9 protein-coding genes are annotated in these 9,044 nt (G+C 72.5%); 7 read left to right on the top strand and 2 right to left on the bottom strand.

What is annotated here, in order from left to right; translation table 11 throughout:
• Window positions 1-336: 336 nt before the first annotated feature.
• Window positions 337-828 (top strand): hypothetical protein, encoded by a 492-nt coding sequence (locus ACTHMS_RS24260; protein WP_440309225.1) that lies wholly within the window; start codon window positions 337-339, stop codon window positions 826-828.
• A gap of 12 nt (window positions 829-840) precedes the next feature.
• On the opposite strand, the gene ACTHMS_RS24255 is transcribed toward ACTHMS_RS24260, so the two are convergent.
• The gene (locus ACTHMS_RS24255; RefSeq protein ID WP_440309224.1) at window positions 841-1,308 is read right to left on the bottom strand and encodes a maleylpyruvate isomerase family mycothiol-dependent enzyme; all 468 of its coding nucleotides are present in this window, start codon (window positions 1,306-1,308) and stop codon (window positions 841-843) included.
• Between the two features lie 282 nt (window positions 1,309-1,590).
• Between ACTHMS_RS24255 and ACTHMS_RS24250 the strand changes: the two genes are divergently transcribed.
• The 6 genes from ACTHMS_RS24250 (at window position 1,591) to ACTHMS_RS24225 (ending at window position 8,136) form a co-directional block, all read left to right on the top strand.
• Complete coding sequence (locus ACTHMS_RS24250) at window positions 1,591-2,304, top strand: response regulator transcription factor (RefSeq protein WP_440309223.1); 714 nt, start codon at window positions 1,591-1,593, stop codon at window positions 2,302-2,304.
• Entirely contained in the window at window positions 2,301-3,860 is a 1,560-nt protein-coding gene (locus ACTHMS_RS24245) for a sensor histidine kinase (protein ID WP_440309222.1), read from the top strand. The genes ACTHMS_RS24250 and ACTHMS_RS24245 overlap by 4 nt, the downstream gene beginning before the upstream one ends.
• Before the next feature lie 285 nt (window positions 3,861-4,145).
• Window positions 4,146-5,243, top strand: a complete 1,098-nt coding sequence (locus ACTHMS_RS24240; protein WP_440309221.1) for a LolA family protein — start codon at window positions 4,146-4,148, stop codon at window positions 5,241-5,243.
• Window position 5,244: 1 nt separating this feature from the next.
• Complete coding sequence (locus ACTHMS_RS24235) at window positions 5,245-6,180, top strand: ABC transporter ATP-binding protein (RefSeq protein ID WP_440309220.1); 936 nt, start codon at window positions 5,245-5,247, stop codon at window positions 6,178-6,180.
• Window positions 6,167-7,021: an ABC transporter permease gene (locus ACTHMS_RS24230; RefSeq protein WP_440309219.1), complete on the top strand. Its 855-nt coding sequence runs from the start codon at window positions 6,167-6,169 to the stop codon at window positions 7,019-7,021. Before ACTHMS_RS24235 ends, ACTHMS_RS24230 begins: the two co-directional genes overlap by 14 nt.
• A gap of 80 nt (window positions 7,022-7,101) precedes the next feature.
• Window positions 7,102-8,136: a lysylphosphatidylglycerol synthase transmembrane domain-containing protein gene (locus ACTHMS_RS24225; protein WP_440309218.1), complete on the top strand. Its 1,035-nt coding sequence runs from the start codon at window positions 7,102-7,104 to the stop codon at window positions 8,134-8,136.
• On the opposite strand, the gene ACTHMS_RS24220 is transcribed toward ACTHMS_RS24225, so the two are convergent.
• Complete coding sequence (locus ACTHMS_RS24220; protein ID WP_440309217.1) at window positions 8,066-8,890, bottom strand: ABC transporter permease; 825 nt, start codon at window positions 8,888-8,890, stop codon at window positions 8,066-8,068. The two genes, ACTHMS_RS24225 and ACTHMS_RS24220, sit on opposite strands and share 71 nt — an antisense overlap.
• Window positions 8,891-9,044 lie beyond the last annotated feature (154 nt).

The following is a 9,044-nucleotide window of genomic DNA, read 5'->3' as shown; positions in this document are numbered from 1 at the left end:
TCGGCCGACCGGACCGCGTCCAACAGCTCGGCCTCGGACGCCAACGCCGTCGACAACCCCAGCATCCGGTCGAGTTCGGCGTGCCCGGCGGGCAGCGTCCACGCCTCGACCGCCGGTGCCACCATGCCGTCAGTCTACCCGAAGAAGCGTTCGAAAACAAGCGATCATGGCAAGAAAAGCGTTGTGCTGTAGAAGTTTCTCGCTCGTTGGCATCCTGTCAACACGCTGCGCGACACGCGAGCGTGGTGCCTCGACGCGATCCACCTGCGACACGCCGAAACACGCTTCGCCCCGGTCTCAGCAGCTTCGAGCCGCGCAGGCCCCACCATGCCGCCTATGGAGCTGGAAGAGCTGTTCGAGTACTGCGAGCACCCCCACATCAAGAAGCGGGCCGCGGCAGGCCCGCCGAAGGTCGCCGCGGCCGCGGCGCAGGTGCACGGCCGGGGGCGCGTCGGCAAGCTCAACGCCAAGATCGGCCTCAAGATCACCATCATCGTCGGCACGATGTGGACGGCCTACCTGTTCACCCTGCTGGCGCTGGTCAGCGCGCCGTCGGCGTTCACGTCCGGCAACACGCTGGTGATCGTCGCGTGGGTTGCCCAGACGTTCCTGCAGCTCGTGCTGCTGCCGATCATCATCGTCGGCCAGAACGTGCAGGCGACCGCTGCGGACGCGCGCGCCCAGGCCACCTATGACGACGCGTCGGCGGTGCTGGAGGAGGCACGGCAGATCCAGGAGCACCTGAAGGCGCAGGACGCGGCGATCACCGAGATCCTGCACCGCGTCCGCGGTTCGCTGCCGCCAGCGACCGCAGCCACCACCCCCTGACCGTCGAGCCCGTCACGGGTGCACGCGCGACAGCAGATCGACGCCGTCGCCGGACACCACGACCCGCGCCGCGTCACGGCGTCCCCACAGCCAGAGGAACAGCTCGCCGACAGTCCCTGACACGACCGCCGGACGCGACCCACGCCGTACCTCGACGACCCGGCCGTCCGTCGCTTCGAGACGCAACAGCAGCCCGCGCGCCCGCGCCGCGAACAGCGGCGCCAGCAACCGGGTACGGCGCCAGAGCGCGTCCTCGAGCGCGGCGTCGAGCCGGCGCGGCGTGGGGTCCTGGGGGCGGCGCACGTCCTCGTGATGGACGAAGAACTCGTGCAGGTTGCCGAGCTCGTAGCCGGCGCCCGGCAGCCCGGTCGGCGACCACGGCGGCGGCCCGGCCTCGAGCCGGTCGAGCAGCTCGGCATAGGGCAGGCGCCGGGCGCGGCGTTCGCGTGCCTCGGTGATGCCGTGCAGCCGCGGCACCACCAGGCGGGCAGCGCGACGACCTCGCGGTCGCGCACGACCAGGTGGGCCGCGAGATCGTGCGTCGTCCACCAGCCGGCGAGGGTCGGGGCGTCCGGGCCGAGGCGGCGCAGCAGCTGCAGCAGCAGCGCGCGTTCGGAACGCGCGTAGGTCGTCACCCGACCACTGTTCCAGCCCGGCGGGGCTGACAGGAACCTCCCAGCATCCGGACAGGACGCGGCGAGTCCTGCCGAGCAGACTGGGAGGCGACTCCCAGCCGGGGAGCAGCAGGCCGGAAGGACAAGGATGACGAGCACGGCGACCCGCACGGCCGAGGCACGACTGCTGGTGGTCGAGGACGACGCCAACATCGTCGAGCTGCTGTCGGCCAGCCTGCGCTTCGCCGGGTTCGAGGTCGCGACCGCCCGCGACGGGCAGCAGGCCCTCAAGCTGGCCCGCGAACTGCGTCCGGATCTGATGGTGCTGGACGTGATGATGCCGGGCATCGACGGGTTCGAGGTCGTCCGCCGCCTCTCGGCCGAGGGCAACCGCTGCCCCGTCGTGTTCCTCACGGCCCGCGACGCCGTCGCCGACAAGATCACCGGCCTCACGGTCGGCGGCGACGACTACGTCACCAAGCCGTTCAGCCTGGACGAGGTCATCGCGCGCATTCGCGCAGTCCTGCGCAGAAGCGCGTCGGCGCCGAACGCACCGGCGTCCGAGCGGCTGTCGTTCGCCGACATCGAGCTGGACGACGAGACCCATGAGGTGTGGAAGGCCGGCGAGCAGGTCGCCCTCTCGCCCACCGAGTTCAAGCTGCTGCGCTACTTCCTGCAGAACGCCGGCCGGGTGCTGAGCAAGGCGCAGATCCTCGACAACGTCTGGCACTACGACTTCGGCGGCGACGCGAACGTCGTCGAGAGCTACGTGTCCTACCTGCGCCGCAAGATCGACACCACCGAGCCGCGCCTGCTGCACACGCTGCGCGGCGTCGGGTACGTGCTGCGCGTCCCGCGATGAGCGTGCTGACAGCACTGTCCGCGCCGAGGCGTCGCTGGGCGCGCACGCCCCTGCGCGTCAAGCTCGTCGCCACGATGCTGCTGCTGGTGACCGTCGCGCTCGGAGCTGCCGGGTTCGCCGGCGCGGCGACGTTGCGCAACTACCTCGTCGGACGCCTCGACGGCAACCTCGTCGCCGCGCAGCACCAGATCATCGAGCACGCACTGGGCGACTACAGCACGCAGCTGGACCCGGACGACCACAGCGGGCCGCCGCCCGGGCGCGCCGACGCTCGCAACGGGCTGCCGAGCGAGTACGTCGCCGCGCTGCACGACGCGTCCGGCACGCAGGTCTACATCAACAGCGCCTTCGCCGACCAGACCCGGTCGCTGCCCGACCTGCCCGAGATCGGGCTCGTCACGCACCAGCAGTGGTACACGGTGAACGCGGTGCAGGGCGACGACCAGTGGCGGGTGCTCGCCGTGCCGTACACCGACGACGGGGATCAGTACACGCTGTTCATCGCCGCCGGTCTCGGCGGTGTGTCCAGCACCGTGCACCATCTCGAGCTGCTCGAGCTGATCATCGGGGCGATCACGCTCGTCGTCGTCGCGGGCGCCGGGTACCTCGTCGTGCGCGCCAGCATGCGGCCGCTGCGCGAGGTCGAGCGCACCGCGGCCGACATCGCGGCTGGTGACCTCTCGCACCGCGTGCCCGAGGCCGATCCGCGCACCGAGGTCGGCCAGCTCGGTCTTGCCCTGAACGCCATGCTGAACGACATCGAGCGGGCCTTCGCCGAGCGTGCCGCGTCGGAGCAGGCCGCGCGGACGTCGGAGGAGAAGGCGCGCGTGAGCGAGTCGGCCGCGCGCGAGTCGGAGCAGCGCATGCGCCGCTTCGTCGCCGACGCCAGCCACGAGCTGCGCACGCCCCTCACGTCGATCCGCGGCTTCGCCGAGCTCTACCGCCAGGGTGCCGTCACCGACCCGGACGACCTCGAGCGGGTGATGCAGCGGATCGAGGCGGAGGCGCAGCGCATGGGCGTGCTGGTCGAGGACCTCCTGCTGCTGGCGCGCATGGACCAGGAGCGTCCGTTGGCGCAGGCGCCGGTGGACGTGCTCGAGCTGGCCACCGACGCCGTGCACGACGCCCGCGCGATCGACCCCGACCGCCCCATCACGCTCTCGGTCGGGAACACCGACCCCTTGCCGGTGGTGGTCGGCGACGAGGCTCGGCTGCGGCAGGTGCTCGCCACCCTGGTGATGAACGCGCTGAAGCACACGCCGGCCGGCACGCCGGTCACCGTCCGCGTCGCGACCGCCGGCGACACGGTCGCCCTCGAGGTCGCCGACCGCGGCCCGGGCATGGATCCGGAGGTCGCTGCGCACGTCTTCGAACGCTTCTATCGGGCCGACCAGGCCCGCCGCACCGACGGTGGCACCGGCCTGGGCCTGGCGATCGTCTCGGCCCTGATCGCCGGCCACGGCGGCACGATCACCGTCGACACCGCCCCGGGTGCCGGCGCGACCTTCCGGGTCAGCCTGCCCCTGCTCGCCGCGCCGGCGATCGCCCGGCGCTGACGCCGGGCTGCCGACCGGCCGCCGCGCGGACAGCCGCGCGTCGGGTCGGGGTCAGGCGGCGTTCATCCGCGTCGAGGATGGTGTCGGCATGACGCGCTACGTGCTCGGCATCCTGGTCGGGGCAGTGCTCGGATGGTGGAATCTCCGCACCGGCAACGCCTCGGATCTGGGCGAGGGCCCGATCGCCGTCGCCTGACCCGCGTCGCGTCCGGATCGGGGCTCGATGGTCAGGTCGTGGTCAGGCCGGGCCCGTGCATTCACAGCTGCACGGCGCATGCTGGACGCATGAGCACGTCGCACCGCCCACTGACCCGCCGTCTGCTCCCGTGGTCGGCACCGGTGATCGTCGCAGGCGCCGTCGTCGGCGTCGTCGCCCTCAGCAGCGGCAGTTCGTCGGCCGCTGTCCCCCAGCTGGCCGGACTGTCCGCCCAGCAGCTCATCGCCAAGGTCGAGCAGGTGCGCACGGTGCACCTGTCCGGTGTGGTGCACGAGGCGGCGTCGCTCGGCCTGCCCGACCTGCCCGGCGGCGCGTCGAGCGCCTCGCTGTCGTGGACGTCGTTCGTCACCGGCTCGCACGACGCGAAGCTCTGGCTGGACGGCCCGGCTCGTCAGCGCATCGCGCTGACCGGGCAGCTGTCCGAGGCCGAGGTCGTGCACAACGGCCGCGACGTGTGGACCTACACGTCCGACTCGAACACGGCCACCCACACGACCCTGCCTGCCGCGAAGGCCGACCGACGACCCGACACCACCGAGACGCCGGAGGACCCGACCGCCCTCGCCGCGAAGCTGCTCAAGGCCGTCGATCCGACCACCGACGTCAGCGTCGACACCAGCCGGTACGTCGCCGGCCGCGCCGCCTACACGCTTCGGCTCGCGCCGAAGAGCAGCGACTCGACCGTCCGCGCGGTCACCATTTCCATCGACGGGAAGACCTTCGTGCCGCTGCAGGTGCAGATCTTCTCGACGAGCTCGGCGACTCCGGCGTTCACCGTCGGCTTCAGCCACGTGCGCTTCGCGACGCCCGCCGCGTCGGTGTTCAGCTACGCGGTGCCGAAGGGCGCGACGGTGAGCACCGGCAACCCGCTCACGACCGAGCGGCACTGGCACGGTGACCACTCGCCGGCGACGCCTCCGGACGCCACCCAGCACGCGGGTGCCCGGATGACGGCGGTCGGTGACGGCTGGACGACGGTGGCGCGCATCCCCGCCGGCGCCGCGAGTGCGCTGACCGGTGGCATGCTGCGCGACGCGACGAGCCCGTACGGCTCGTCCGGAGCCCGGCTGCTGCACACCGCCCTGGTGAACGTGCTCATCGAGCCCGACGGTACCGCGTGGGCCGGCGCGGTGACCCCGGCGTACCTCGCCTCGGTCGCGCACTGACTTGACCACCGCCGCCGTCGCGACCGACGGGCTCACCCGCCGCTTCGGCGAGCAGGTGGCCGTCGACGCCGTCAGCCTCGAGGTGCCACGGGGCGCGATCTACGGGTTCCTGGGGCCGAACGGGTCGGGAAAGACGACGACCATCCGCATGTTGCTCGGTCTGCTCTCGGCCGACGGCGGGTCGATTGAGGTGCTCGGGCGGCCCATGCCGGCCCAGGCTGCGGCCGTGCTGCCTCGCGTCGGTGCGCTCATCGAGGGGCCGGCCTTCCACCCCTACGTGACCGGCCTGGACAACCTGCGGCGCCTCGACTCCGCCGACGCCACGGCCGATCCGGCGACATCGGCGGCACGCATCGATGCAGCGCTCGCCCGGGTCGGCCTCACCGCCGCCGCGGGCAAGAAGTACCGCAACTACTCACTCGGCATGAAGCAGCGGCTCGGTCTGGCGGCCGCGCTGCTGCAGCCGCGCGACCTGCTCATCCTGGACGAGCCCACCAACGGTCTCGACCCGCAGGGCACGCGCGAGGTGCGCCGTCTCATCCGGGAGCTCGCCACCGACGGCACGACGGTGCTCGTCTCGAGCCACCTGCTCAGCGAGATCGAGCAGGTCGCCACCCACGTCGGCATGATGGCGGCGGGACGCCTGGTGCGGCAGGGCCCGCTCGCCGAGGTGCTGAGCGGCGAGGCACCGCTGCTGCGGATCGAGACACCGGACGTCGAACCGGCCGTGCGCGTGCTGGTCGACCTCGGCCTCGCCGCCGAACCCATCGGCCATGACGGCATCGTCACGGCCCGCCTCCACGCCGTGCTGGTCGAGGACGCCGCAGCTGCCCTCGTGCGCGCCGGGGTGCGTCTGCGCGGGCTGCAGGTCGACCGGCCGGACCTCGAGGACCTCTTCGTGTCGATCACCGGGGAGGGCTTCGATGTCCGCAGCTGACATTCTGCCGCCACCCGCGCGCTACCGCGGCGCGTTCCTGCGGCTCTACCGCGGCGAGATGCGGCTGATCCTGCGCCGGCGGCGCAACCAGGTGTTGCTCGCCGTCCTCGGCCTTGTGCCGCTGTTCATCGGCATCGCGGTGAAGGTGAGTGCACCACGCGGGGGCGACGGACCGGAGTTCCTGAGCCGGGTCACCGGCAACGGGCTGTTCCTCGTCTTCACCGCGCTGACGGTCGCGATCCCGTTCTTCCTGCCCCTGGTCATCAGCGTCGTCGCCGGCGACTCGATCGCCGGCGAGGCCGGCCTGGGCACCTTGCGCTACCTCCTCACCGTGCCGGTGACGCGCGGGCGGCTGCTGGCCGTGAAGTCGCTCGCCGTCGCGACCTTCACGGCGCTCGCCGTCGTGCTGGTCGCCGTGGTCGGACTGGTCGTCGGCGCGGCGCTGTTCGGGCTGCATGCCCTGGTGCTGCTGTCGGGCGACACCGTCGGCATCGGATCAGCCCTGCTGCGCACGCTCGGCATCGTCGTCTACGTCTCGATCGCACTGTTCGGGCTCGCGGCAGGCGGGTTGTTCATCTCGACGCTGACCGAGAACGCGATCGCCGCGATGGCGGCCACCGTGAGCATCGCGGTGCTGTCCGCCCTGCTGGACGCGATCCCCCAGCTCTCCGGCATCCACCCCGCACTGCTCACGCACAACTGGCTCGGCTTCGGCGAACTGCTGCGCCGGTCGATCAGCGTCGCCGACCTCACCCGCTGGACCGGGCTGCACCTCGCCTACGCGGCGATCTACCTCAGCCTCGCCTGGTCGCGCATCACCACGAAGGACATCACCAGCTGACGACGTCGGGGCGGCGGATTCGCAGCCGACTCCCAGCCACGACGCGGTGACCAAGCACCCTCGGTGGGGACGATGGGAGTGTGACGAGAGCGCTCGCGATCGCACGGTCGCCGTGGACGGTGCTCCCCCTTGCGGTCCTGACCGCGCTGGCGATCGAGACGCTCGTCTCGGGCCCCACCGACACGCGGACGGACACGCTCGGCTGGGTCGATCCGCTCGCCCGCGCCCTCGCCGCCGTCCCGGTCACCGTCGTCCTCTGCCTGCTCGCGGTCACTGTCATGCACTACCTCGCCGCGGCCGTGGCCGCCCGCGCCGCTGCCGGCGTGCCGCTGCCGGTCGGCCCGACCATCGGCGCTCAACTGGTGGCCGCGGCCGCCAACCGCATCACGCCCGCAGGTCTCGGCGGCGCGACCGTGCTCGGGCGCTACCTGCAACGTCGCGGCCGTCTCGACGTCACGCGGGCCGCAGCCGCCGTCTCGTCGCTCGTCGTGCTCGGCGGGCTGGCCGACCTCGTCGCATTCGTCCTGCTCATCGGGGTCGGCGTCGCACTCGGCAGTGCGGGCCTCGGCTCGGCGGCCCCGAGCCTGCTCGGCCGGGCGACCACCCTGCTGCCGTCGCTCGGCGGCTGGTGGCTCGTCGTGGTGGGCGCGGCCGGGCTGGTCGCGTCCCTGGCGGTGTTCCTCGCCCGGCACCGCCTGGCCGACCACCTGCGCCGGGCGCGCCGGGCGGCCGCCGACTTCCGCAGCGGCGTCACGGTGCTGCTGCGCCGGCCCGGGCGGGTGGTGCTGCTGATGGCCGGGTCGGCCACCACCACGGTCGTGCTGGCCATGGGGTTCGCCGCGTCGGCGATCCTGCCGCCGGGCGGCCTGCCGGTCGCCGACTTCGGCGCGCTGATGGCCGGCTACATGCTCGCCGCTGCCGCCGGCAACGCCATCCCGACGCCGGGTGGCATCGGCTCGGCGGACGCCGCGTTCGCCGCAGTGCTGCTTGCCGCCGGGATGTCGGCCGCCCCCGCTTTCGCCGTGGTGCTGGTCTTCCGGCTCGTCACCTTCTGGCTGCCCGCTGCGGTCGGGCTGGTCGTCGCGCCCGCGCTGCGCCGCGCCGGCGACCTCTGAGCCGTTCGGTGACCTCGGCCTCCTCGGCCGGCAGGTGGGCCGGTGCACCGAGCAGGTGGGCCAGCACGGTGGCGGTGATCGCCTCGGCGCAGAGCAGCCCGATCAGGACGACGATCTGGAAGCGGGCGGCCTGGGCGGCGCCCGCCCCGCCGAGCAGCGCGCCGACGAACGCGCCGGGCAGCGTGACCAGGCCGACGGTGCGGGTCTGGTCGAGCGCCGGGATCAGCGCCTCGCGCACCGCGTCGCGGGCGATCGGCCGCACCGCCTCGCGCATGGTGGCGCCGAGGGCGAGCCAGCCCTCGAGCTCGGCGCGGCGGTCGCGCACGCCCTGCTGGATGCGCCGCCCGGTGAGGGTCGCCGCCGTCATGGTGCCGCCGAGCACGATGCCGCTCGCCGCGACCAGCGTGCGCACGTCCCGGCTCAGCGTCGGCAACCCGACGATGATGCCGATCGCCACGACCGCGCCGGCGGCGCACGCGATCGCGACCGCCCGGGGTGCGTCGTCCAGCCCGGTGAGCCGGCGGCTGCCCGTCCAGACGACCACCGAGTACATGAGCGCCAGCACCCCGACGACCGCCCACGGGGCGGCGAAGACGCCCCGCAACGCCAGCGCGACGACGGTCAGCTGCAGTGATGCCCGGGCCGCGGCATAGACGACGGCGCCCCGCACGTGCACGCCGGCGAACGTGAGCGCGCCGCAGCCGATGAGCAGCAGCAGCACTAGGCCCAGACCCAGGCGGACGTCGGACGACACCCGACCATCCTCGCCGCTGCCGTGGGGGCGCGCCGGCCGGCGGCCCCCCCCCCCCCCCCGGGGGAGGAGGAAAAAAAAGAAAAAAAAAAAAAAGTGGAAAAAACGCGCCAACAAAACAAACGGAAAAAGTTTGATTTTAATAAAATTACACCAA

The sequence above is a fragment of the Jatrophihabitans sp. genome (genome assembly GCF_051960575.1).
GTDB lineage: Bacteria > Actinomycetota > Actinomycetes > Mycobacteriales > Jatrophihabitantaceae > JBQCEE01.
The sequence above is the reverse complement of the archived record's forward strand: the minus strand, read 5'-3'. Positions and strand labels throughout refer to the sequence as shown.